The 24,769-nt window shown below is 40.0% G+C and carries 26 protein-coding genes and 4 tRNA genes; 29 read left to right on the top strand and 1 reads right to left on the bottom strand.

Going from position 1 to position 24,769, the window contains the following annotated elements; genetic code table 11:
• Positions 1–42: 42 nt before the first annotated feature.
• The 15 genes from nrfD to FDK13_RS15600 all read left to right on the top strand — a co-directional run bounded on the left by nrfD (position 43) and on the right by FDK13_RS15600 (position 14,936).
• A complete protein-coding gene (gene nrfD / locus FDK13_RS15670) occupies positions 43–1,476 on the top strand; it encodes an NrfD/PsrC family molybdoenzyme membrane anchor subunit (RefSeq protein WP_137340951.1) in 1,434 nt (477 codons plus the stop codon).
• A gap of 46 nt (positions 1,477–1,522) precedes the next feature.
• Entirely contained in the window at positions 1,523–2,053 is a 531-nt protein-coding gene (locus FDK13_RS15665; protein WP_137340950.1) for a DUF3341 domain-containing protein, read from the top strand.
• Positions 2,054–2,066: 13 nt separating this feature from the next.
• Complete coding sequence (locus FDK13_RS15660) at positions 2,067–2,675, top strand: c-type cytochrome (RefSeq protein WP_137340949.1); 609 nt, start codon at positions 2,067–2,069, stop codon at positions 2,673–2,675.
• 35 nt (positions 2,676–2,710) lie between these two features.
• Positions 2,711–4,057 (top strand): quinol:cytochrome C oxidoreductase, encoded by a 1,347-nt coding sequence (locus FDK13_RS15655; RefSeq protein ID WP_137340948.1) that lies wholly within the window; start codon positions 2,711–2,713, stop codon positions 4,055–4,057.
• A 21-nt stretch (positions 4,058–4,078) separates the two neighbouring features.
• Complete coding sequence (locus tag FDK13_RS15650) at positions 4,079–5,191, top strand: cytochrome c oxidase subunit II (protein ID WP_137340947.1); 1,113 nt, start codon at positions 4,079–4,081, stop codon at positions 5,189–5,191.
• A 29-nt stretch (positions 5,192–5,220) separates the two neighbouring features.
• Entirely contained in the window at positions 5,221–7,101 is a 1,881-nt protein-coding gene (locus tag FDK13_RS15645; RefSeq protein WP_137340946.1) for a cytochrome c oxidase subunit I, read from the top strand.
• On the top strand, positions 7,076–8,104 hold the full coding sequence (locus FDK13_RS15640; RefSeq protein ID WP_137340945.1) for a COX15/CtaA family protein: 1,029 nt from the start codon (positions 7,076–7,078) through the stop codon (positions 8,102–8,104). The genes FDK13_RS15645 and FDK13_RS15640 overlap by 26 nt, the downstream gene beginning before the upstream one ends.
• Before the next feature lie 19 nt (positions 8,105–8,123).
• Positions 8,124–9,011, top strand: a complete 888-nt coding sequence (cyoE, locus tag FDK13_RS15635; protein WP_137340944.1) for a heme o synthase — start codon at positions 8,124–8,126, stop codon at positions 9,009–9,011.
• Between the two features lie 17 nt (positions 9,012–9,028).
• A complete protein-coding gene (locus FDK13_RS15630; protein WP_137340943.1) occupies positions 9,029–9,616 on the top strand; it encodes a cytochrome c oxidase subunit 3 in 588 nt (195 codons plus the stop codon).
• 13 nt (positions 9,617–9,629) lie between these two features.
• Positions 9,630–10,400: a cytochrome c oxidase subunit 3 gene (locus tag FDK13_RS15625; protein WP_137340942.1), complete on the top strand. Its 771-nt coding sequence runs from the start codon at positions 9,630–9,632 to the stop codon at positions 10,398–10,400.
• A gap of 30 nt (positions 10,401–10,430) precedes the next feature.
• A complete protein-coding gene (locus FDK13_RS15620) occupies positions 10,431–10,760 on the top strand; it encodes a cytochrome C oxidase subunit IV family protein (protein ID WP_137340941.1) in 330 nt (109 codons plus the stop codon).
• 10 nt (positions 10,761–10,770) lie between these two features.
• Entirely contained in the window at positions 10,771–11,421 is a 651-nt protein-coding gene (locus tag FDK13_RS15615) for an SCO family protein (RefSeq protein WP_137340940.1), read from the top strand.
• A 2-nt stretch (positions 11,422–11,423) separates the two neighbouring features.
• Positions 11,424–11,963 carry a DUF420 domain-containing protein gene (locus tag FDK13_RS15610; RefSeq protein ID WP_137340939.1) on the top strand — a complete coding sequence of 180 codons (540 nt, stop codon included), beginning with the start codon at positions 11,424–11,426 and terminating at the stop codon, positions 11,961–11,963.
• A complete protein-coding gene (locus FDK13_RS15605; protein ID WP_137340938.1) occupies positions 11,960–12,247 on the top strand; it encodes a CAMCR motif-containing small membrane protein in 288 nt (95 codons plus the stop codon). Before FDK13_RS15610 ends, FDK13_RS15605 begins: the two co-directional genes overlap by 4 nt.
• 202 nt (positions 12,248–12,449) lie before the next feature.
• Positions 12,450–14,936, top strand: coding sequence for a glycosyl hydrolase (locus tag FDK13_RS15600; protein WP_310588131.1), 2,487 nt, complete (start codon positions 12,450–12,452; stop codon positions 14,934–14,936).
• Positions 14,937–15,825: 889 nt separating this feature from the next.
• Here the strand turns inward: FDK13_RS15600 and murI are convergent.
• Positions 15,826–16,635, bottom strand: coding sequence for a glutamate racemase (gene murI, locus FDK13_RS15595; protein WP_137340936.1), 810 nt, complete (start codon positions 16,633–16,635; stop codon positions 15,826–15,828).
• A 265-nt stretch (positions 16,636–16,900) separates the two neighbouring features.
• Here murI and FDK13_RS15590 point away from each other — a divergent pair, with 265 nt between their 5' ends.
• The 14 genes from FDK13_RS15590 to rplL all read left to right on the top strand — a co-directional run bounded on the left by FDK13_RS15590 (position 16,901) and on the right by rplL (position 24,633).
• Complete coding sequence (locus FDK13_RS15590) at positions 16,901–17,491, top strand: RNA polymerase sigma factor (protein WP_137340935.1); 591 nt, start codon at positions 16,901–16,903, stop codon at positions 17,489–17,491.
• A complete protein-coding gene (locus FDK13_RS15585; RefSeq protein ID WP_137340934.1) occupies positions 17,472–18,293 on the top strand; it encodes a hypothetical protein in 822 nt (273 codons plus the stop codon). The genes FDK13_RS15590 and FDK13_RS15585 overlap by 20 nt, the downstream gene beginning before the upstream one ends.
• Positions 18,294–18,310: 17 nt before the next feature.
• Positions 18,311–19,429, top strand: a complete 1,119-nt coding sequence (locus FDK13_RS15580; protein ID WP_137340933.1) for a porin family protein — start codon at positions 18,311–18,313, stop codon at positions 19,427–19,429.
• Positions 19,430–19,594: 165 nt separating this feature from the next.
• Positions 19,595–19,677: transfer RNA gene (locus FDK13_RS15575), tRNA-Tyr, on the top strand.
• Positions 19,678–19,737: 60 nt separating this feature from the next.
• Positions 19,738–19,810 (top strand) — tRNA-Gly (locus tag FDK13_RS15570).
• Between the two features lie 141 nt (positions 19,811–19,951).
• Positions 19,952–20,023 (top strand) — tRNA-Thr (locus FDK13_RS15565).
• Between the two features lie 180 nt (positions 20,024–20,203).
• Positions 20,204–21,391, top strand: a complete 1,188-nt coding sequence (gene tuf, locus FDK13_RS15560; RefSeq protein WP_137340932.1) for an elongation factor Tu — start codon at positions 20,204–20,206, stop codon at positions 21,389–21,391.
• Positions 21,392–21,496: 105 nt separating this feature from the next.
• A tRNA-Trp gene (locus FDK13_RS15555) sits at positions 21,497–21,567 on the top strand.
• 18 nt (positions 21,568–21,585) lie between these two features.
• Positions 21,586–21,777: a preprotein translocase subunit SecE gene (gene secE / locus FDK13_RS15550; RefSeq protein ID WP_137341234.1), complete on the top strand. Its 192-nt coding sequence runs from the start codon at positions 21,586–21,588 to the stop codon at positions 21,775–21,777.
• 31 nt (positions 21,778–21,808) lie between these two features.
• Entirely contained in the window at positions 21,809–22,363 is a 555-nt protein-coding gene (nusG, locus tag FDK13_RS15545; RefSeq protein ID WP_137340931.1) for a transcription termination/antitermination protein NusG, read from the top strand.
• A 79-nt stretch (positions 22,364–22,442) separates the two neighbouring features.
• Entirely contained in the window at positions 22,443–22,892 is a 450-nt protein-coding gene (gene rplK, locus FDK13_RS15540) for a 50S ribosomal protein L11 (RefSeq protein WP_137340930.1), read from the top strand.
• Between the two features lie 33 nt (positions 22,893–22,925).
• Positions 22,926–23,624 carry a 50S ribosomal protein L1 gene (gene rplA / locus FDK13_RS15535; RefSeq protein WP_137340929.1) on the top strand — a complete coding sequence of 233 codons (699 nt, stop codon included), beginning with the start codon at positions 22,926–22,928 and terminating at the stop codon, positions 23,622–23,624.
• Between the two features lies 1 nt (position 23,625).
• Positions 23,626–24,156 (top strand): 50S ribosomal protein L10, encoded by a 531-nt coding sequence (gene rplJ / locus FDK13_RS15530; RefSeq protein ID WP_090339952.1) that lies wholly within the window; start codon positions 23,626–23,628, stop codon positions 24,154–24,156.
• Positions 24,157–24,252: 96 nt separating this feature from the next.
• Positions 24,253–24,633, top strand: coding sequence for a 50S ribosomal protein L7/L12 (rplL, locus tag FDK13_RS15525; protein WP_137340928.1), 381 nt, complete (start codon positions 24,253–24,255; stop codon positions 24,631–24,633).
• Positions 24,634–24,769: the final 136 nt, after the last annotated feature.

The following is a 24,769-nucleotide window of genomic DNA, read 5'->3' as shown; positions in this document are numbered from 1 at the left end:
TTGTATTTGTTTGAAGATTAAATCATTATAAATTACAGTAGTATGCATGTTACTTCACCCGTAAGAGAGCCCCTTATTCAAGGCGGGAAAACGTATGCAGACGTAACGGAAGATATTTGCCGACATGTCGAAGGAAAGCCTACGAAGGAATGGAAAATTGCTTTCGGGATTTCACTAGTCGTTTTGGCATATGGATCTTGTTGTCTTGCATGGACCTGGTGGGAAGGTCTGGGTGTGTGGGGATTAAATAAAACCGTAGGTTGGGCATGGGATATCACGAACTTCGTTTGGTGGGTTGGTATCGGTCACGCGGGTACATTGATCTCTGCGATTCTTTTACTCTTCCGTCAGAAATGGAGAACATCCATTAACCGTGCGGCAGAAGCGATGACAATTTTCGCTGTACTTTGTGCCGCATCTTTTATCTTAATGCACATGGGGCGTCCATGGATGGCATATTGGGCTTTACCATTACCTAACGCATTCGGTTCTCTTTGGGTAAACTTCAACTCTCCTCTGGTTTGGGACGTTTTCGCGATCAGTACTTATTTCTCTGTATCTCTTGTTTTCTGGTACATTGGTCTTATTCCTGATTTAGCCACAATCCGTGACCGTGCAACGAGCAAAGTTTCCCGCTTCATGTATGGAACCTTCGCAATGGGATGGGACGGATCAGCAAAAACCTGGTCTCGTTATGAATATATCAGCTTAATTCTTGCCGGATTATCTACTCCACTTGTACTTTCTGTACACACGATTGTAAGTATGGACTTTGCTACCTCGGTAATTCCGGGATGGCACACAACAATTTTCCCTCCTTACTTCGTAGCAGGTGCGATTTTCTCAGGATTTGCAATGGTACAAAACCTGATGTTGATCACACGCGTGGTTTATAAATTAGAAGACTATATTACGCTGGAACACATCGAAACGATGAATAAGGTAATTACCTTAACTGGTTCGGTTGTAGGGGTTGCTTATATTACTGAGTTCTTTATTGCATGGTATTCGGGAGTGGAATATGAAAGTTACGCATTTATTAACCGTGCTACCGGACCTTACTGGTGGGCATATTGGGCGATGATGACTTGTAACGTAATCTCTCCACAGTTGTTCTGGTCAAGAAAACTTCGCCGCAGCATTACATTTACATTCTTTATATCTGTTATTGTAAACATTGGTATGTGGTTCGAACGTTTTGTAATTATTGTTACATCACTTCACCGTGACTACCTTCCTTCAAGCTGGGCTATGTTCTCCCCTACCCGTTTTGATATTGGGGATTATATTTTCTCTTTCGGATTGTTCTTTACGTTATTCCTGCTTTTCTCTAAATACTTGCCTGTTATAAATATGGCGGAGGTAAAAGCGGTAATCAGATCAACTTCTGCCCAATTGCCTAAGAAAATTGCCGGGGTTGCGAAAGTAAGACAACGCGAAGCTGCCGCTCCGTTATTTAACAAGGATATAGAATAAGTAAATCGCTGAAAGCGAAAGAATAATATTTAACATTAGTATAAATATGGCAGAATTATCTGGTAAATATTTAGTTGGAGTCTACGACGATGACGATACTGTATTACATGCAGTACCAAGACTCAGAAAGGCGGGAGTGAAGATACAGGAAGTATATTCTCCTTTTCCAATTCACGGAATGGATGACGCCCTTGGTCATCCACGCACAAGAATCGGGATTGCTGCATTTATGTTTGGTGTAACCGGATGTTGCGTTGCATTAACCCTTATGATTTGGACCATGGGAATTGACTGGCCAATGATTGTAGGTGGTAAGGATTCAATTTCTTTGCCTAACTATATACCTATTACATTTGAGTTAACTGTACTTTTCACTGCGTTTGGTATGGTTACTACATTTTTCATTTCAAACGGATTAAGCCCTGCGGCTCATAACCATGAAAGATTTGATGTTCGTGCTACGGACAATAAGTTTATTATGGCAATTAACGTAGGTAGAAATTCAATGAGTGAAGATGAGATATCCCGTGCACTAAGAGATAGCGGTGCAGAAGAGGTTAACATCAAACAATTTTAATGTGCTTGGATCGATGAAATTGAAAAGTTTATATAGATATTCCCTGGCCCTGGCTGTTATCCTGATCGCTGCATTCAGTTGTACGCGTGATCCTAACAACCCTGGTAAGCAATATGCACCAAATATGTACTTGCCTGTTGGATATGAACCATACAGACAAGAAAAGGCGAATCCAATTAACCCAATGGGTTTAACAATGCGTTTGCCGGTTGAAGGAACAGTGGCCCGCCGTAATTATAATACATCTTTCGGTAGCGGAGATTCAGCAAAAGTGGATCTTATGGTTTACAATATTCCGGCGGATAGTATTTCTATTTCTGAAAGAGTATTGAAAAATCCGGTACCTCTTAATGAAAAAAGCCTTGCGGAGGGTAAAGTTTTATTTGAGAGATATTGCCAGCATTGCCACGGAGCAACCGGAGCAGGTGACGGAAAGGTGGGAGCTGTTTACAAAGGGGTTCCAAATTACGCAAGTGACGCTTACAAGAACCTTAATGAAGGACATATTTTCCATGTCATTACTTATGGTAAAGCACGGATGTGGCCTCACGGTTCACAAATTAATCCTGAGGAGCGCTGGAAAATTGTACACTACGTACAAAAGCTGCAAAAAGGAGCATAATTTATTTTTGATAACTGAGAAATAATATTTGAATAATGGCATCAGCACATTCGATTCCTTCTATTGAAGAACGGTTTGAATTCACTTCGGGGGCTAAAAGAAATCTTATAATCGGAGGCGCTATTGGAGCTGCTTTGGTTGTAGTAGGGATTTATCTTGCAGCACAACCGGGAGGACATCATGAAGCAGAAGCGGCACATGGCGCTGTAAATGCTATAACCGGACATGCTGCGGCAGCTAGTCATGAAGCGGCAGGTCACGCTGTTGAAGAACATCATGTTAGTTGGCTTACACGTATTTGGGCTAATATTTGGGTAAATGCAGTATACTTTACGGGTATATCTGTAGTAGGTATGTTTTTTATCTCTTACAACTATCTTGCTCAGGCGGGATGGTCAGCGGTTTTTAAAAGAGTACCCGAAGCAATGCCGGCATTTTTGCCAATAACGGGTGTTATCATGCTATTGGTATTTATTTTTGGAGGCCATGATTTGTTTCACTGGACACATAGCGAAGTGTATGAAGTTGGTGGACCTGAGTATGATGAAATTTTGGCTGGAAAACATGGCTATCTCAATACTCCTTTCTTTGTAGGAAGATTGATATTTTATTTTGTGGCATGGTACTTCATGTGGAGAAAGATACGTCAGTTTTCTTTGGAGGAAGATCAAATTGGAGGAACAGAATTATATGATAAATCAATACGTTTAGGAACAGCTTTTCTTGTAATATTTGGAGTAACATCTTCTACATCTGCTTGGGATTTTGTTATGTCAATAGACCCACACTGGTTTAGTACTATGTTTGGATGGTATACACTTGCAAGCTGGCACGTGGCTGGACTAGCAGTTATTACTTTGACAGTTGTAATGCTAAGAGAAAGAGGATATCTGAAAGCGGTAAATTCAAGTCACCTTCGTGATTTAGGTAAGTTTGTTTTTGCATTCAGTATTTTCTGGACCTATGTATGGTTTGCTCAGTTCCTTTTGATCTATTATGCTAATCAGCCGGAAGAGATTATTTATTTCATCGAGAGATTCAGAGGACACGGAAGTATTTTCAAAGCTCCTTTCTTTATAACTTTGTTCCTTAACTTCTTCTTGCCATTCCTGGTTTTGATGACAAGAGATTCTAAGTTTACACATTCGATTCTTAAAGTGGCTTGCTGGAGTGTAATCATCGGTCATTATATGGATTTTTACACGAACATTATGCCTGGTAGCGCTGGGGATACGGCGGGATTTGGACCGTTGGAATGGGGATTTTTCATTGTCTTCATTTGTGGATTTGTTTGGTCAATGGCGACTCAATTGGAAAAGGCAAATTTGATTCCAAAGCACCATCCAATGTTGGAAGAATCATTGCATCACGATATCGCCTAATTTGCTTAACCTGTTATTATCATGTATTTTATAATTGCAATAGTTGCCTTAGTTTTTGTGGTTCTCACCGGTGTTGTGATTTCCAGGCTGCAAGGTGTTCTCTCAAGTGTTAAGAAGCCAGAATCAGCTGATGCTGTACCGGAAGGAAATGGCTGGAATGGAGCGATGTTTATTGTCATTCTTGTAGCTGCGGTGGTTGGTATTACCTGGTCTTATCTGCACGCCCGTGAACACTTTTTACCGATTGCTTCATCTGTACACGGAAGAAGAACGGATGATTTGTTTTGGTTCTCCATGGGGATTCTTACAATTCCGTTTGCCTTTGTTAACTTTTTGATTTTCTTCTTTGCCTGGAAATACCAGTATAAAAAAGGTAATAAGGCTTCTTTCTATCCAGATAACCATAAGTTGGAGTTAATCTGGACGATCATTCCTGCCATCGTAATGGCCATGTTGGTTTTTACAGGTTGGAAAGCATGGTCTGATATTACATCGGAAGCGCCAGCTGATGCAGAAGTTATTGAAATTACCGGAAAACAGTTCAACTGGATTGTTCGTTATGGTGGTGTAAATGACAATAAGCTTGGTAATTACAATTACAAATTAATTGATGCTCAGAATGAGGTAGGTATTGATTTGTCAGATGAAAATTCATTTGATGATTTTATGAATCCTACCGAAATGCATATTCCGGTTAACAGACCAGTTTTGCTAAAAATCCGTGCGCGTGATGTTTTGCACAGTGTATTTATTCCTCACATGCGTGTGAAAATGGATGCAGTTCCTGGTATGCCAACTAAATTCTGGTTTGTGCCGGACAAAACAACAGCACAAATGCGTGCTGATTTGAACGATCCGAATTTCAAATATGAGATAGCTTGTACAGAAGTTTGCGGACAAGGCCACTTTTCAATGAAATTGAATCTTGTGGTTGAAGACGAAGCTTCTTATAAAAAATGGTGTGCTGAGCAAACGACGTTTCTTCAGACTTACCCGGAATATCTTGCGAAAGTACCTGATAACTTGAAAGCCAAGGCAATGAAAGGTTTGCCGGCTGAAACGACAACACCAGCTGATAGTGCAAAAACAGCTTCGGCAGGTGGTGGAATCGGAACAAGTGCAGCACTTCGCTAATTTTATTAATTTAAATACAAAACAGGCATATGTCAGCTATTGAAGGAATGGAAGCCGCTGTACACCACGAGGAACATGCGCACCATCACGAGGCACAAAGCTTTTGGCAGAAATACGTATTTTCTGAGGATCACAAAGTTATAGCAAAGCAATACCTTATTACAGGGATTCTTTGGGCGGTAATAGGTATTTCTATGTCCGTAGTCTTCCGTATCCAGCTTGGGATGCCGGATTCTAATCTGTCTTGGCTTAGACCATTATTTGGTAACTGGATTAGCGAAACCGGCAAACTGGATCCTAATTTCTACCTTGCCTTGGTTACAATGCATGGTACCATCATGGTATTCTTTGTACTTACAGCGGGATTGAGTGGTACTTTCAGTAACTTTTTGATTCCTCTGCAAATTGGTGCAAGAGATATGGCATCGGGATTTATGAACATGTTATCATACTGGTTCTTCTTCCTTGCCAGTGTTATTATGTTCGCTTCTTTGTTCTTGCAAACTGGTCCTGCTGCTGGTGGATGGGTAATTTATCCTCCTTTAAGTGCATTACCACAAGCTCATCAGGGCTCAGGAATGGGTATGACGCTTTGGTTGGTAAGTATGGCATTCTTTATCGTGTCACAATTACTTGGAGGTATCAATTATATCACGACTGTAATTAACTTACGTACACGTGGGATGTCATTTGATCGCCTTCCTTTAACAATCTGGTCTTTCCTTATTACGGCAATTTTGGGTCTTATATCTTTCCCGGTATTGTTCTCATCAGTATTGTTGTTGATTTTTGACCGTCATTTTGGGACGAGTTTTTATCTTTCTGAAATCTATATTAATGGTGAAGCACTTCCGAATGTTGGTGGTAGCCCAATCCTTTTCCAGCATTTATTCTGGTTCCTTGGACATCCGGAAGTTTACATTGTACTTCTTCCCGGACTTGGTATTACATCCGAGGTTATCGCTACAAATGCACGTAAACCAATTTTCGGTTACCGTGCGATGATTGCCTCAATGCTTGGTATTGCATTCCTTGCCTTTATTGTTTGGGCTCACCATATGTTTGTAACAGGTATGAATCCATTCCTTGGATCTGTATTTATGTTCCTTACTTTGATTATCGCAGTTCCTTCGGCAGTAAAAGGATTTAACTACATTACTACTTTATGGAAAGGTAATATTGTGTTTACTCCCGGTATGTTGTTTGCAATTGGTATGGTTTCCTTGTTTGTATCTGGTGGTTTGACAGGTATCATACTTGGAAACAGTGCTCTTGATATTCAGCTTCATGATACTTATTTCGTAGTAGCTCACTTTCACCTTGTAATGGGTGCAGCCTCTGCTTTCGGTTTATTTGCCGGGGTTTATCACTGGTTCCCTAAGATGTTTGGTAAAATGATGAACAGAACGCTGGGTCAGATTCACTTCTGGTTTACGTTCATAGGAATTTACCTGATCTTTATCCCTATGCATTATGTAGGTATTGCAGGTTTCCCACGTCGTTACTACCAATTCACAAGTTACGATTTCACCCACAAGTTTATGGACATGAACATGTTCATCACAGTGGCGGCGATCTTGTCATTCCTTGCACAGTTTATATTCCTTTACAATTTCTTCAGCAGCATTTTTAGAGGCAAAACTGCTCCTCAGAATCCATGGAGATCTAATACGTTGGAATGGACTACCCCAATTGTACCAGGTCATGGTAACTGGGAAGGGGAAATACCAGCAGTATACCGTTGGTCATATGATTATAGCAAACCAGGTGCAGCGGAGGATTTTATACCTCAGAATATTCCATATTCTCAAACATTGGAATCAAATTTCCCGCATGAGAATGAATTAATTGCAACCGAGGAAGAGATAGCGGCTCAGAATTTTAATGACCAGTTTAACCAAGCTCATTGATTCGCGTGTTAACCGTCGTTTTCGGCGGTTAACACTGAATACTGTTATTACCCTTTACTTCCTGATTATGGTTGGTGGAGTGGTGAGAAGTACCGGAGCTGGTATGGGATGCCCTGATTGGCCTAAATGCTTTGGTAGCTGGATTCCTCCAACGGAGGCCTCACAGCTACCATTAAATTATAAGGAGATCTATGGAGCTAAACTTAAAGGCGAAGTAATTTTTAATCCGGTAAAGACCTGGATAGAATATGTAAATCGTCTTTTTGGAGCATTTACAGGTATTATGATTTTCATAACACTACTTGCTTCAACTCCTTATTTGAAATCGAACAGAAAAAGCTTTTTTGGATATAGTCTGTTAGCTTTTATTCTGGTTGGTTTGCAGGGATGGCTGGGAGCAAAAGTGGTTTCCTCTGAACTGCATCCGGTGATGATTACGGTTCATATGCTTTTAGCCATTGTCATTGTTTTCATTTTAATATATCTGTTTATAAAGTCGTCCTATTCGGCAGAAAAAGATGGGAAAGACATTACCAACAAGAGCGTTATTAATAAGATAACCATTTTGGTTCTTTCGCTGTCTCTAATCCAGATTTTATTAGGAACACAGGTTCGTGAAGGAATGGATGAGGTTATTCGCTCGCTTGGATATTCGGAGAGGGCAGAATGGATTGGATCATTAGGAGTACCTTTTTATGTTCACCGATCCTTCTCCATACTGGTACTCATTTCGAATGTGTTTTGGATTAACAAAATCAATCATTCAATTGAAGGTGAATCCAGGATTAAACAAATGGGAAAAGGATGTCTGGCAATTTTAGGACTGGAAATATTGACAGGAATAATAATGGCGTACTTCGGAGTACCGGCATTTGCACAACCAGTCCATTTGACATTGGCGATTATCATGATTGGATTACAATTCATGATGTGGTTATTGATGAATGCGAATCAGTTAGCGTGGAGCAGAGATATTGTAAAATTGAGTAAGGATTTAGTGTAGTTGGAAATTGAGCAGAATAATGACATCAGCACAAGAAGGTTTAAATTTGAAAGTTGGAGATAAAGTAAAAGCTTTGTTCGAATTGTTAAAATTCAGACTGGCGTTTTTGATCGCTTTTTCAGGTGCGATGGGTTATAGTTTGGGTGCCAGCAGTGTTAGTTGGGTGAAGATCGTTCTTTTCTGTATTGCTTCTATTGGAATCACCGGTGCTGCTAACATCATTAACCAGATTCTCGAAATAGACCTGGACAAAATGATGAAAAGGACCGAAAACCGTCCATTACCAAGTGGCAGAGTTACCGTTGAACAGGCCATTATTTGGGCTGTATTTCTAGGCGTCTCTTCCCTGTTTGTTTTCATTGTGTATTTTAATCTGATCAGTGGGTTATTAGCTTTACTGTCACTTGTTTTATACGGATTTGTTTATACTCCTTTAAAGCGCGTCGGTCCGATTGCTGTTTTTGTGGGAGCTTTTCCGGGAGCATTTCCTCCGATGATTGGCTGGGTAGCAGCTACGAATCATTTCGGTCTTGAACCCGGGATTTTATTTGCGATTCAATTTTTCTGGCAATTTCCCCATTTTTGGGCCATTGCCTGGGTTTTGGATGACGATTACAAACGTGCAGGTTTTAAATTATTACCAGCAAACGGTTTGAAGGATGCGGATACAACGATGCAAATTATGATTTACACATTATTTTTGCTTCCAATTGGGTGGTTGCCGTATAAACTGGGTATGACGGGGATTAATTCTGCTTTTATAGCGACGGTGTTTGGTGTTTTGTTCCTCGCTCAGACTTTTCATCTAATGAGAAAATGTTCTGACAAGACAGCCCGCCAGTTAATGTTTGGTTCCTTTGTATATTTGCCTATTGTTCAGATTGCGTTTTTGTTGGATAAATTGTGATATAGTATTTAAGTGAAATGGAAAATATTCAGCAGTTAAAAGTAGATAAAGAACCGCAGGAGACTCTTGCCATGGACCCAATGAAGTTTATTCTTTGGTTGTTTTTGGTTAGCATAATCATGCTTTTTGCATCTCAAACCAGTGCCTACCTTGTAAGAAGAGCCGAAGGTAACTGGCTTGAATTTGAGATGCCTAAAATATTCTGGTACAGTTCAGCTGTACTGGTAATAAGTAGCCTTTCTATGCAGTGGGCGTATTTTGCAGCAAAAAAAGATGATTTCAAGACTTTGAAAATAGCAATTTCTGTTACTTTTGCACTTGGAATGGCATTCTTGTGGATGCAGTTTGAAGGATGGAAGGACCTGGTTGCTGCAAATGTTTATTTTGTGGGAAATCCGTCTGGTTCGTTTTTTTACGTGTTTACAGGACTACACGGATTTCATATTATTAGCGGTCTTATTGTACTGCTGTTTGCATGGAGAGCGGTGTTTCGCTTCAAAGTGCATTCCAAGAGTTTGAGACAGATACAGATCTGTGCTACTTACTGGCATTTTCTGGATTTACTTTGGTTATACCTTTTTGTTTTTTTATTGACTTTTAATTGATAATTTTTCACCAATGGCTGCACATGTAACAACACCCGGCACGGTAGAACCCAAAATGTGGATGGGCGGGATCGAGCCTATGAAAGCGAGTTACGGGAAATTGATGATGTGGTTTTTCCTCATCTCAGATACTTTTACTTTCTCCGCCTTGCTGGTGGCTTATGGAACGGCTCGTTTCAGTTTTCCTTCTTTCGTGGGAAAAGCAGCAAATTTTACTTTTTCCGATCTGTACTGGCCAATACCTGAAAAGGTATATGAATCTGTACCTTTCTTGCATGGTACTTCTTTGCCATTGGTTTTTGTAGGGATTATGACATTTATTCTTATTGCAAGTAGTGTTACAATGGTACTTGCAGTAGAAGCCGGCCACCGTATGGACCGTGCTAATGTTGAAAAATATATGCTTTGGACCATTCTGGGAGGTTTTACGTTTCTTGGATGTCAGGCTTGGGAATGGAGTCACTTTATCCACGGAACAGAAGCAGGTACCATGATGAAGGTTTTTGAAAATGGTTCTTTTGTTGAGAAAGTAATTCACGGGGCAAATCTGACACAGAATCAGTACGGTCCGCCTGCATTTGCAGATTTCTTTTTCTTCATTACCGGATTCCACGGAACGCACGTATTTAGTGGAGTTATATTGAATATTCTTATTTTCTTCCGTTCTGCAACTGGTTTTTATGACAAACGCGGAAGTTATGAAATGGTTGAAAAAGTGGGTCTTTACTGGCACTTTGTAGACCTTGTTTGGGTATTTGTATTTACATTCTTTTATCTGGTTTAATCAACAGGAGCTTATTTAATTCTAAATCATATGTCAGAAGTACATCATATACACGAACAGGATCCTCACGCAGGTGCAGAACAGCGTAAAGCAATCTGGAAAACATTCTGGATTTTACTTGTCCTAACATCATTGGAATTCATTATTGCTTTTACTGTTCCTCATGGAGTACTAAAAGTTTCGGTTTTCATCGTGATGACAATTGTTAAAGCTTTTTATATTGTAGGTGAATTTATGCACCTTAAACATGAAGCTAAAACGTTGATTTGGACGATACTTGTTCCTATCATTTTTATTGCATGGTTAATCCTTGCACTTCTTCTTGAAGGACATGCTATTTTTGAAGCAGTATTCAAGTAGATAAAACGTTATGATAAACTTCCGTAAAGCCGGGTTACTGATTGTCACATTAGTAATTCCGGCTTTGGTTTTTACATTTTTGAAGTTCTTTGCAACGAATCATTACGATCTTCAGTACTATTTTCCTATTACTGATTCTGCTGGAAAGATCGTTGTAAACAAAGGTGATACGTTGTTTTACAAAGTACCGGTTATTCATTTGAAAACCACAAGTGGACAAGTGGTCTCTGAGGAGTTTGGTAAAGGACAAGTGACTGTGGTGGGATACTTACCGGAACATTGCCTGAATACATGCGAGATCGTTCTTGGACAGGTGGAACGTGTTTTTGCTCTGAGAGAAACAATTCCTTATTTGAATTTGATTACTCTGGCGGATAAATGGACCGGAATAAAAGAAAGTTATCCACAAGAGCTCAACACAAAAGGATGGAAAGTGTTGACAGGATCTGAGGAGGAAGTAAAAAGAATCTGGGATTCTGAGTTGAAATTACTAACAGAAATACCGGGTTCTAAAACTAATTCTCTGGAAACGAAGTTGGTACTTATAGATGCGGAAGGGCATATCAGAGGATATTATAATGCTTCTGATTCGGAGGAAACCAATAGGTTGATGGCCGAAATTAAGATTTTAGATTACGAGAAAAAGGAAAACTACAAATAGTTATGGCAACTGTTTTGCTTGAAGAAAATAAAAAATACAGGAAAATAATCAATATCCTGGCTATTGCAATACCTGTTGCCGTGGCTGTTCTGATAGGGATTCGTCAGAAAATCGATCTGGGGCCTTGGACAAAGATTTTGCCCCATGTAATTGGCATGTTGAATACAGCAACGGCTATTCTGCTTTTAATCGGCTTTTATTTTATCAAGGTAAATAATAGAAGTGCACACCGGTTGATTATGACGTTTGCGTTTATTCTTGGTGCAGTTTTTTTGGTTTGTTACATTCTTTATCATATTTCAAATGAGTCAACTCCTTTTGGTGGTTCAGGATTTATCAGACCAATTTATTATTTCCTTTTGATATCACACATCGTATTGTCGGTTGTGGTCGTTTGGTTTGTATTAAGAGCCGTATATTTTGGTTATAGTAATCAGCTTGCAGAACATCGTAAAGCCGTGAAATGGGCGTTTCCTATCTGGTTATATGTGAGCGTAAGTGGTGTAATTGTTTATTTACTTATTAGTCCTTATTACACATGAAAAAGTTTCTCGTGATTTTTGGATGTTTTATAGCTTTTCTGATCCTTACAATTCCTTCGTCAATTGCGCAATGTGCTATGTGCAGAGGAACTGTTGAAAGCTCAATGGGAAATGGGAGAAATAATGTTGGTGTGGGTTTGAATACTGGTATTATGTATTTATTCATGATGCCTTATTTATTGGTAGCAGTTATTGGTTATATGTGGTACCGCAACAGTAAAAAAGCGCAGCAGGAACGTCAGTTTATTAATGCCAGAGTGAATCAGGCGCTGAATCGTCAATAGAAAATATCATTTTAAAAAAAGGCGGGATCGTTATTGATTTCGCCTTTTTTTATGAAGTCAGTGACAACAATTTTGTTACGGTTTTAATTATTATTTGATAAAAAAGTGCGTACAGGTAGGTGTAGAAATCAATGTTATAGTCTTTACTGGTAAATAGACTTTTATGCGGTTATTTATTTTAGTGTTTTTAATATTTTTTAGCTTGTCTGGTAACGCCCAAAGCATCTCTACGGCCAAGCCCTGGACTTATTGGTGGTGGATGGGAAGTGCAGTTACCAGAGAAGATATCAGCGCACAACTGGAACAATTTGCAAAATCAGGTTTGGGAGGAGTTCATATTATTCCAATCTATGGGGTGAAAGGCTATGAATCTGATTTTATTCCCTTTTTAACGGATCACTGGCTAGATGTAATGCAACACACAGTTTCGGAAGGAAAACGTCTTGGGCTTGGCGTTGATATGACAACGGGAACGGGCTGGCCATTTGGCGGTCCTAATGTTAGTAAACAGATGGGCGCCAAAACCATAAGTTTTAAAGACAACAAATGGGTGGTAGTTCCAACGAAACAGGAAGTAAAACGTGCAGCTCCCGGCGGAGAAGGATTGGTTTTTGATCCATTCCACCCAACGGCCATGTCAAATTATCTGTTGAGGTTTGAAGCTGCTTTTGTTCATGCAAAAGAAAAGCCGCGGTCTATGTACATGGATTCTTATGAAGCCTATGGAGCGAATTGGACAGATGACTTTTTGAAAGAATTTAAATCACGAAGAGGTTATGCACTTCAGGATACTCCGGAGCTTTTAACGGATAGTTCTGGGAAATCAGAATCACTGCTTGTAAAAATAGATTACCACCAGACTCTGGCTGAATTGTTACGTGAGCGTTATGCGCATGTTTGGACGCAGTGGAGTAAGGAAAAGGGATTTTTAACCCGTTATCAGGCTCATGGTTCTCCAGGCAATCTGCTGGATTTGTATGACGAAGCGGATATTCCGGAAACTGAATCTTTTGGAACAAGCAGATTTCCAATTCCGGGATTAAGGATTGATCCGGATTATTCAATAAAACAATTTGGTACACCAAATCCGCTGGCCATGAAGTTTGCATCCTCTGCGGCGGATTTCTCCGGAAAAAAACTGGTGAGTTCTGAAACAGGAACCTGGCTCGCCAACCATTTCAAGGTTTCCTTATCACAGGTCAAACCGCAGATTGATGAACTGTTTACAGCCGGAATAAATCATATTTTTTATCATGGGACCACCTATTCGCCTGTTGCGGAATCCTACCCCGGATGGTTATTTTATGCTTCAACCAATTTTGGGCCATCCTCACATTTCGCTGAGCACTTTTATTTATTAAATCAATACGTAGAGCGCTGCCAGACGCTGTTGCAGGAAAGTAAACCGGATAATGATATCCTGGTTTATTTCCCAATCCATGATTTGTGGTCGACGCCGGCTAAATCAGCTGGTGGAGTGCATTTGTTGGAAGTCCATCATGTAGATCGTTGGTTATTACAATTGCCCTTTGGTCGGCTTACAACAAAACTTTGGGAGGAAGGCTATACTTTTGATTATGTTTCAGACCGCCAATTAAAACGATTATCCGTTAACAACGATGGAAATCTCAACTCCGGATCGTCCGTTTATAAAACGATTATTATTCCTCCATCCACTTATATGCCGGATGAAACACTTTCTCAGCTTTTAAAACTGGCGAAAGACGGAGCCAAAATTGTATTTGCCGATCATGTGCCAAACAAGGTTACCGGTTATAACGTTAATGAATCAAGACAAAAGTTATTTAATGCAAAACTTGAAGAATTGACAAGTAAGAAACAAAATGTGCTTGTTGAAAAAGATTGGGAATCTGCTTTGCTGAAACAAGGCGTTATTCAGGAAAAGTGGGCTAAGTTGGGATTGACTTTTATTAGAAAATCACAATACAGCAAACCGGTCTATTTTATTGCTAATGTCGGAAATACTTTTCAGGAAGGCTGGATAAGTTTGGGGAAAATAGCAGCTAATGTTGAACAATATGATCCCTTGACGGATGTGTCTGTTAATTTGCCTCAGCGTAATGAAAATAATACCAATGAAATTTTTCTATCGCTAAAACCTGGACAATCTTGTTTTTTAAGAGAAGCTGTAAATAACAGTGAAGCCGTTCCTGTGTTTATTTCAACAAAACAACATCCAGTTGCAGGGACCTGGAAAGTTGATTTTTTGAAAGGCCGACCTTCAATTCCTGCTTCGGGAAAACTTCTTAAACCGGCATCATGGGTTACGCTTTCGGACACTGCCCGTTATTTCTCAGGTACTGCGCGTTACACAGTTTCTTTTGATTTAACCGCTGAAATTCTTGCTTCAAAAAACATAACGCTTGGTTTGGGAGATGTCAGGGAAGTGGCTGCTGTGAAACTGAATGGAAAAGAGGTAGGTATAGTGTGGTCAATTCCTTTTCAATTGAAAATTATTCCCGAGTTGTTAAGGGAGAAAGGAAATAAACTTGAAATAGAGGTAACCAATCTTTCTGCTAACTATATGCGACTGCGGGATAAAAAAGTACCGGATTGGAAGAAATTCTATGATATTAACATTGTCGATATTACCTACAAAAAATTCGATGCAGCGGGATGGCAGCCTATGCCTTCGGGGTTATTAGGTCCTGTGAGATTCTTATATTGAAAATTGCCCGGATGAATTTTTGATAATAAATCCAGGAGGCTCCGACGGAGCCAAAATTATGACCGGAAAACGGTTCTTGCTATAAACAGGAAGCCACGCTGTGGCTGGAATAGAAGTATAATAGACAGAAGTTAATTTAAATCTGTGAATTATTTCGAAGCGATAAATCCTGCTCCATTCGGAGCATCCTGTTTATAGTAATAGAATTCTAAATGTTGGCTAGACTCCATCGGAGTCTCCTAAATTTCTCCAATCAATTACTCCCAAAGCGGATAATGTTCAAGCTGGATTTTTTGTCGAAATAATATATTATTGGACTGTTAAGAGAAGAGTTTTATTCCCGGGATTAGAAGGCTCCGATGGAGCCAACACTAGGGAAGTGTAAGTGTACTTTCTATAAACAGGAAGCCACGCTGTGGCTGGAATAGAAGTATAATAGACAGAAGTTAATTTAAATCTGTGAATTATTTCGAAGCGATAAATCCTGCTCCATTCGGAGCATCCTGTTTATAGTAATAGAATTCTAAATGTTGGCTAGACTCCATCGGAGTCTAGCCAACATTTCTCCAATCAATTACTCCCAAAGCGGATAATGTTCCAGCTGAATTCTTTATCGAAATAATAATAAAGTAGAGATTGTTCAAAAGAGGTGTTATTCCAAGACCAGGAGGCTCCGATGGAGCCAACACTAGAGAAGTGTAAGTGTACTTTCTATAAACAGGAAGCCACGCTGTGGCTGCAATTAGAAGTATAATAGACTGAAGTTAATTTAAATCTGTGAATCATTTCGAAGCGATAAATCCTGCTCCATTCGGAGCATCCTGTTTATAGTAATAGAATTCTAAATGTTGGCTAGACTCCATCGGAGTCTCCTGGATTTCTATGATGGTTATTCCCAAAGCGGATAATGTTCAAGCTGAATTTTTTGCCCGAAAAATATATTGGTAGACTGTTCAAAGGAAAGAGTATAATCTGAAACATAAAACTGACGTTTTCCTGTTCCTTTTTCATTAACGAGATAATGTTGTTCCAGCCATGCCCTGAGCGAATGCGCCACGATTTCGGATGTATCCAGAATCTCAACATCATTTTCGTAGTATTTACAAATCTGGTTTTTGATCAGAGGATAATGCGTACAACCCAGAATTAATGCCTCTATACCCTCTAACGCAGGATCTGACAGATAGCTGTCAATAATGCTTTCACTGATGTTATTATCAAAAAAACCTTCTTCAATCATCGGCGCGAGTAACGGTGTGGCTAAGGATTTAAGATGGATGTTTTTATCCAGGGCATCTACTTTCTTTTTATAAACATTGGACAAAACCGTTTGTTTGGTACCAATAAGTCCGACCGTTTTGCCGTCGTAATGTTCTTTGATATAATCAACCACCGGATCAATTACGTTTAGTACTTTCGCTTTACTCCCAACATACTCACGGACTAGCTCAAAGGCTGCTGCTGAGGCAGAGTTACACGCTATTAGAATTAATTTACAATTCTGCTGCAAAAGCATATTGCAGATTTTGATGGAATAGGCCTGAATGGATGCCGTGGATTTGTCACCATAAGGCAAATGAGCGGTATCTCCGAAATAAATAGTATTTTCATTTGGTAAAAGCCGTGTCACCGCGCTGGCAACAGTCATGCCGCCAATACCACTGTCAAATATTCCGATGGGAGCTGAAGAGTCAAACATTTGGTTAATCAGATATGTACTATTAATGCTATAAAGCTAAATGAACGGTTTAAATATTCTTCCTGAAATGAAAAAATATTATTTGAAGGAATAAATTTAAGAAATGAAGTATTAGGAATCTGTTGATTATCAGGTATATGAGCTGAATTGGTGTTAGATTGAAATACTGAAAAAAGAAAAATGAGGAATTATTTGTAAAAACCTGACAAACCTATGCAACCTGAGCTATACCTTTTAACATCTTACCATTGAAACAATATTAGGAATGGGTCGAATTTTATCATTTTTCAATCAGGAGGCACAGCTCGTCAAAGCCCTTAAGCATGGAGATGCTAAGGCGCAGCGGCAGGTGTACGAAAAATACGGTCCACGTATGTTGGGCGTATGCTTCCGGTATGTTGGTGATGAAATGACGGCAGAGGATGTGATGGTGGAAGGATTTTTAAAAGTGTTTGGTAAAATTGATCAGTTCAATAGTGAGGGTAGTTTTGAGGGTTGGATGAGGCGGATCATGGTGAACGAGGCGTTGGGGTTGTTGCGGAAGAAGAGGAAAATGCCGGAGGATATTTTGTCTGATGAGGCTGCCAATATTCCCGATTACAATTATGCTGACCAGCATCTTGATACGCAGGAATTATTGGATCTTATTGAAGAATTGCCGGTTGGTTATCGTACGGTTTTCAATTTATATGCTATTGAGGGTTATGCCCACAGCGAAATAGCAGAAGCACTAGGAATAACGGAAAGTACATCAAAATCCCAGCTTCACAGAGCGCGTGCGATGTTGCAGAAGATGGTTGGAGCGTGGGAAAATGATTCTAAAAAAAAACTAAATTATGAAAAAGCATCCAGTTGATGATCTTTTTAAAAAGAGACTTGCTTCGTTGGAAAAACGGCCTTCGGAGCTAGCGTGGGGACGGATACAGCAAGGGCAAAAAACTAAATCGAGGCGTATTGCCGTCTGGGTTTGGTATGCCGCAGCGAGTGTAAGTCTGGCTTTAATTTCCGGATATGTTGTATGGCAAAACCAAACTGAGAATTCAGGAAAACTGGATAATCAGACGGAGATGGCAAAAGTAGAGAAAAAGATGCCTGAAACCCGATTGTCGGAAAGCCCTCAGTCAAATAAAAATATTGCTCAGGCGGAAGTGAAAACGGAGATGTTGGTAAATCCGTCTCCTGTTAAGGTCGCGCAAAATTCAGAGTGGCCTACGGGACGGAAAATTCGTGAGGTAATGAAGAAAGATCAAAACCATGAAACAAAATCGGTAAGGGAAAAAAGCGATAACGCGGATATCATACAGGTTGCAGTTATTCAGCCTGCTAAATCTGAGGAGATCAAGACAAACAAAATCGATATTCAACAGGCAGTTACCGCTGAAAAGGTTAACACCAAACCGGTGGAGCTTGCTCGTGTAGAAGATAAAAAGGCGGATCGCACGATTGTGGTCGAAATTGAAGAGCCTAAAAATGAATTTAAAGATAAAAAACCATCCCGTTTGGCCCGAGTTTTCCGCCAGCTGAAAAATGTTCGTGAAGCTGAGCCGGTTGATTGGGACGATGTTGGTTTTAATCCAAAAAATATTCTTGCAAGAGTAGATGACCGACCTAACACTAACGATGAAAAAGTATCAGGTAAACGTGAAAGAAAAAATTAACGGTAACGCTATTAGCCATGAAAATTAATTTTATTGCAGTATTTGTAATACTTCTGTCAATCACGCAAGTGTGGGCAGGAAACGATGTAAAGCCATCGCTGAATAGGGGAAGTTTAAACGATTCGATTATTGTACGTTTTGGTAATAAAACCAGAATGGTGATCTACGGAGAGAATAAGAAAGAATTGGAAAAAATCCTGAAATATGATCTTAACGCACTTTTAAAAGACCTGAAAATACGGCTTGACAGTACACAGCAGGACACCACGCTGATTGTAGAAGAATTCAGCGGGAATGATTATCTGAAAAATAAGCCCGATTTAGGTGATGATAAAAATTATGTGCGCATTGGAGGAAGAGGATTACGCATAAAAAATGGTAACAAAAGTGTAAATATTGACCAGGGGACAGTTAGTGTAAGCGATGATAATGATAACGGAAGTTTTGAGAAGATCGGAAGAGCTGCAAAGATGTACGTGCCGTCATGGGGATCCAGTCCAAGGAAAGGATTTAATGTAAGCCTGGGATTAAACTCTTACGGAAGTAATACGCCGATGATAACCGGCTCCAATCCGTTAACTGAAAATGCAATGCCGGATTTAAAACCCTGGGGTTCAAGATATATCAGTCTTGGATACGTGGCATCCACTACCATTGCAACAGGGCAAAAAGCAAGATTGCATCTCGACTTTGGAATAGATTTTTCCTGGTACAATTTAATGTTTCAGGATAATATGAAAATTGAAAAATCCCAGGATATGGCCTACTTTAAACAACCAGAGGATGACCAGGGGAATAAGATCAATTTAAAGAAAAGTAAATTCACCGTACCCTATGTCAACCTAACCTTCATGCCTACGCTGAGTTTCCGTAAATCTTTTATTTCACATGTGAGTGCAGGAGTTTATGGAGGCTATCGACTGGGCAGTTATTCCAAAATAATTGAAGAAGGAAGTAAGGACAAGAAATTTAACCGAACCAACTTTTTTGTCAACGATGTCAGGTATGGGCTGGGTTTTGAATTAGGTATCCGGAGATTTCCTGATTTGTTTGTAAATTATGATTTGAACAACCTTTATGAAACAAATCACGGTCCCGCAGTAAAAATGTTAAGTTTTGGGATAAAATTATTTTAAATATAACCAGTTGATTTAGTGCCTGCTAGAATCTTTTTTCTGGCAGGCACTAAATTTTTCTGAAAATATTTTCACAAATATGTTGGAGAATAAAAGAAAACAACATAATTTTGCAGCTCCAAAAGTGAGACAAGAGGTTTTCACGGTTGTGTTGAAATGTTGAAAGGGGGTGTACCAGAGTGGCCAAATGGGGCAGACTGTAAATCTGCTGGTGTACGCCTACGGTGGTTCGAATCCATCCGCCCCCACAGTTTGAGCCGGAGTTTTCTTTTTATTTACCAGATAAAAAAAAAAGGCACAAAACAATTGCGAAAGTAGCTCAGCTGGTAGAGCGATAGCCTTCCAAGCTATAGGTCGCGAGTTCGAACCTCGTCTTTCGCTCAATTTAAGACACCGTAAGCGATCAGCGAAAAACATTCATTTTGAAGCCCTTTTCGCTGGTCGCTTTTGGCTGTTGTTTAAACTGAGATTATTTTCTCACGCGAATGTGCTAAACGTAGCATTTCGGAATATTAAAATTTTGCTGTTGTAGCTCAGGGGTAGAGCACTTCCTTGGTAAGGAAGAGGTCAGGGGTTCAAATCCCCTCAATAGCTCGGAGGAATGTTTTTACATTCTCATCTTTGAATCTGCCAAAAAATGAGATTTAAAGAAAGATTTTGATCCTTGCAATTAGTGTATTGGTTTTGAGGGCTTGGTAAATGTAAGCTAAACGGGATCAATCAATAGTGTTTAATAAATTCGTAATAACTTCAAATTTTAAGCGTACTTAGGACATGGCAAAAGAGACGTATGACCGCTCGAAACCCCACGTGAATATTGGTACTATCGGGCACGTTGACCACGGTAAAACTACTCTTACAGCGGCAATCACAACTGTATTGGCAAAAAAGGGTTTAGCAGTATTGCGTGATTTCTCATCAATTGATAATGCACCTGAAGAGAAAGAACGTGGTATCACAATTAATACATCGCACGTAGAATATTCAACAGTAAACCGTCACTATGCTCACGTTGACTGTCCAGGTCACGCGGATTATGTGAAGAACATGGTTACTGGTGCTGCGCAGATGGATGGAGCTATCATTGTAGTTGCTGCAACTGATGGTCCTATGCCTCAAACTCGTGAGCACATTCTTTTGGCTCGTCAGGTAGGTGTTCCTCAACTAGTGGTATTCATGAACAAAGTGGATATGGTTGATGATCCTGAACTACTTGAACTTGTTGAAATGGAAATTCGTGAGCTTCTTAGCTTCTACGATTACGATGGAGACAACATTCCTGTAATCCAAGGTTCTGCTTTGGGTGGTTTGAATGGCGAAGAGAAATGGGTAAAAACGATCGAAGAATTGATGGATGCTGTTGACAGCTACATTCCAATTCCTCCTCGTATGACTGAACTTCCTTTCCTTATGCCGGTTGAAGACGTATTCTCGATCACTGGTCGTGGTACTGTTGCAACAGGTCGTATCGAACGTGGAGTAATCAACTCTGGTGAAGCTGTTGATATCCTTGGTATGGGTGCAGAAAATCTTAAATCAACTGTAACAGGTGTTGAGATGTTCCGTAAGATCCTTGACCGTGGTGAAGCAGGTGATAACGTAGGTCTATTGTTACGTGGTATTAACAAAGAAGATATCCGTCGTGGTATGGTTATTTGTAAGCCAGGTTCAGTAAAACCTCACGCATCTTTCAAAGGAGAGGTTTATGTACTTTCGAAAGAAGAAGGTGGACGTCACACTCCATTCTTTAACAAATACCGTCCTCAGTTCTACTTCCGTACTACGGATGTAACTGGAGAAATCACGCTTCCAGCTGGTGTTGAAATGGTTATGCCAGGTGACAACATCACTATCGAAGTAAAATTGATCAGCAAAATTGCTATGGAAAAAGGTCTTCGTTTCGCGATTCGTGAAGGTGGACGTACCGTAGGTGCAGGTCAGGTAACTGAAATTCTTGATTAATCAGGATAAATGATTAAAAACAAGTGCATTTCTTTTGAAATGCACTTGTTTTTTATAACATTAAATTTGTATCTTTGCAGCCCGAAAGATTGGTTCGCACGGAATACGGGTGTAGTTCAAGGGTAGAATAGCGGTCTCCAAAACCGTTGATGGGAGTTCGAATCTCTCCACCCGTGCATAAGCAAAAAGCAAAAATGGATAAATTTACTTCGTTTCTAAAAGCGTCTTGGGAAGAAATGACCGAGCATGTTACGTGGCCTCCCTTTAACGAGCTTCAGGCGAACACAACATTAGTGCTTGTTGGATCACTTATTTTTGCCTTCGTGGTAGGAGTAATGGACTTTGTTTTTGAAAACGCACTCAGACTGTTTTATCAGTCTTTCTAAGGTAATTTTTTAGCGACACCCCCTGAATGGTATGAGTGGATTAAATTGGTTTGTATTACGTGCTGTGTCAGGACAAGAGAAAAAAATCAAGTCCTACATCGAGAATGAAATAACACGGCAAAAACTCAATGAATTTGTTCCGCAGATTCTTATACCTTCTGAGAAGATATATGAAATGCGTAACGGAAAGAAGAGAGTTCGGGAGAAGAACTTTTTTCCCGGATACATAATCATTTCCGCTGATTTGTCAAAAGGGGAGGTGTTACACATTATTACCAGTATACCGGGAGTAATCGGTTTCCTGGGGAATGCGCAAGGGAATTCGAAGGTGCCTGTGCCTCTGCGTCAGGCAGAAATCAACCGGATTTTAGGAAGAGTAGACGAAGCTGAACACCACGAAGAAGCACCAAACATGTCATTCATGAAAGGTGAAACAGTAAAAGTGGTTGATGGTCCTTTCAGTGGATTCATCGGTTTGGTGGAAGAAGTATTTGATGAGAAGAAAAAACTCAATGTAGTTGTAAAAATATTCGGGCGTAATACACCCGTGGAACTAAGTTACGCACAAGTAGAAAAGGATAATTGATAAAGAGAACGGGCAGGGTAAGCTTCCACTTGCATGTGAGCCGTTTAATTAATCAGTGAACCGAACAAATTCCAAAACAATGGCAAAAGAAATAGGTGGATACGTCAAACTACAGGTAAAAGGTGGCTCAGCCAACCCTTCACCTCCAATCGGTCCTGCATTAGGATCGAAGGGTTTGAATATCATGGAGTTTTGTAAGCAATTCAATGGCCGTACTCAGGATAAACCTGGTGTGGTGTTGCCGGTAGTTATTACGTACTACAAGGATAAGTCTTTTGACTTCGTCATTAAGACTCCCCCGGCCGCAATTCTTCTTATGGAAGCATCAAAAGTAAAAGTTGGTTCGGCTCAGCCAAACCGTCTTAAAGTTGGTTCAGTTACTTGGGATCAGGTTCGTACGATCGCTGAGACTAAAATGCCTGATCTAAACTGCTTTACAATTGATTCTGCTATGAAAATGATCGCGGGAACGGCTCGTAGTATGGGTATTACCGTAGCTGGCAAAGCCCCGTGGGAAGAAAACAATTAAGCGTGGTTTAATTACGCTAAAGAAACAAAGAACATGGGAAAACTGACCAAAAAGCAAAAAGAAGCTCTTTCGAAATACGACGCAAGCCAGGTTTATTCTCTGGAACAAGCTGCTGATGTCCTTAAGACGATTTCTTATACTAAATTTGATTCTTCTGTAGATATCGACGTTCGTTTGGGCGTGGATCCTCGTAAAGCTGATCAAATGGTACGTGGCGTGGTAACATTGCCACACGGAACCGGAAAGGATGTTCGTGTATTGGTTTTGTGTACTCCGGATAAGGAGGCAGAAGCGAAAGAAGCAGGAGCAGATTACGTTGGTCTTGACGAGTATATCCAAAAGATAGAACAAGGATGGACTGACATCGACGTGATAATCACAATGCCTAGTGTAATGGCAAAAGTGGGTAAGTTAGGTAAAGTATTGGGACCTCGTGGTCTTATGCCAAACCCTAAATCAGGTACAGTTACACCAGATGTAGCTAAAGCTGTGAAAGAAGTTAAAGCAGGTAAGATTGATTTCAAGGTTGACAAATCCGGGATCATTCACGCCAGCGTTGGAAAGGTCTCTTTTGGACCAGACCAGCTTGCACAGAACGCGACTGAGGTTATTAACACCTTGATCCGCCTTAAGCCATCTTCGGCAAAAGGTACTTACGTAAAAAGCATTCACTTATCTTCTACGATGAGCCCGGGTGTGACTATTGACAAAAACACGATTCCAGGATTATAATATGACACGGGAAGAGAAAGCAGTAATTATTGACGAGCTAAGTCAGAAATTCTCGAACACGCCATACTTCTATATCACCAGTGCTGCAGGAATGACTGTAAGTGAGGTTAACGTTCTAAGAGGCCTTTGCTTCGAACGTGGTATTGAGTACCGTGTTGTAAAGAATACACTGATTAAGAAAGCATTAGAAACACTAGATACGGATTATTCTTCTTTCGACACAGTTTTGAAAGGTTTTTCCGGTGTAATGTTTCACCCGGAGTCAGGTAAAGTTCCTGCACAGCTGATTAAAGAATTCAAGAAAAAAGCAGGTAGTGACAAGCTTAAATTTAAAGGAGCTTCTGTTGATTCATCTGTTTTTGTTGGTGAAAGCCAGCTTGACGTTCTGATCGCTCTTAAATCTAAACAAGAGATGGTTGGAGAGATTATCGGTCTGTTGCAATCACCTGCCAAAAACGTTATCTCGGCTCTTTCGAGCGGTGGCAACAAATTGGCTGGTATTCTTAAGACTTTATCTGAGAAAGAAGACTAATTTATTGAATATCTGCCCGGTTGAGCTCCTCGGGTCAGAGTTAATACTGAGCTCAAAAATTCATCTATTTGTATAATCACAAAATCAAAAATAAAAATGGCAGATTTGAAAGCTTTCGCGGAACAGCTTGTTAACCTAACGGTTAAAGAAGTGAACGAATTGGCTGCAATTCTTAAAGACGAATATGGTATCGAACCAGCTGCTGCAGGTGCAGTTGTGGTTGCAGGTCCAGCTGGTGGCGGTGACGCTCCGGTAGTTGAAGAGAAAACGTCTTTTGATGTAATTTTGAAAGCAGCAGGTGCTAGTAAACTAGCTGTTGTGAAATTGGTTAAAGACCTTACAGGTCTTGGACTTAAAGAAGCAAAAGAACTTGTTGACGGTGCACCGAAACCAGTTAAAGAAGGAGTTGCTAAGGACGAAGCAGAAGCTTTGAAAAAACAACTTGAAGAAGCTGGTGCTGAAGTTGAAGTGAAGTAATTTGCTTTATACCAATCATCAATAAAATCTTGGGAACAAGGCCTGACATTCGTCAGGTCTTTTCCTATTTTGCATGTAAACCAAACAAATTTCACTTCTTTTCGTTTGGAATATATGGCCGGAAATAAATTTTCGT

Source organism: Dyadobacter frigoris (genome assembly GCF_005280585.1).
Taxonomy (GTDB): Bacteria; Bacteroidota; Bacteroidia; order Cytophagales; family Spirosomataceae; genus Dyadobacter; species Dyadobacter frigoris.
This window is presented reverse-complemented; position numbering and strand designations above follow the sequence as displayed.